The sequence below is a fragment of the Staphylococcus sp. EG-SA-2 genome (assembly GCF_017152085.1).
In genome coordinates this window covers 1-636 of record NZ_JACYHC010001233.1, presented here as the reverse complement: position 1 = coordinate 636, position 636 = coordinate 1, and the positions used below count along the sequence as shown (strand labels likewise).

1 other RNA gene is annotated in these 636 nt (G+C 30.7%); it reads right to left on the bottom strand.

Annotated elements, in window-relative coordinates:
* Positions 1–535 precede the first annotated feature (535 nt).
* Positions 536–636, bottom strand: a transfer-messenger RNA (tmRNA) gene (gene ssrA / locus IDG60_RS19940); the annotation flags it as partial.

Below are 636 nucleotides of genomic sequence, written 5' to 3'. Positions count from 1 at the left end.
ACAAGAGAAGAAGTAGAAAAGAAAGAAAAAGAATTTGAAGAAGAGTACAAAAAAGAACAAGAACGAGAGAAAGAAAAAGAAAAGCAAAAAGATGACGACCACAGTAGTTTAGATGAAGTATAAATTTATGAATGCTCGCATACAGCGTTATAATCTTTGTAATTATTATTGTCATTATAAATTAGCTTACCTACACTCATAATGACACACTAATTTAATTGTTAAATACAACAAAAAAGAGTAGCTCGCCTACTCTTTTTTGTTGTTTTGAATGAAGAATTATCTTATATAAAGAATTTTTTTATGAACAATATTAAAACTCTAAGCTCAACTTTTTTGACACTTATTTGACACATATTCTTTCAACCCTTAACGCAAAATCTTATATGTACACAAGTATTAATTTTTCATTCATGAAAATTTGAACCTAAGCAAATACTATCATATCAACGTACACAGCTAATTTAACCTTCCTCACAAGAATAGATAAAAAACATATAAAAAAGCCCACATCCACAAAGGTTGTAGGCTACAAATATGGAGACGGCGGGATTTGAACCCGCGTCCAGAGGTCCTGATACACATCTTTCTACGTGTGTAGTTTATCGAAAGGTTTCGCATCATGAAAAGTGATAA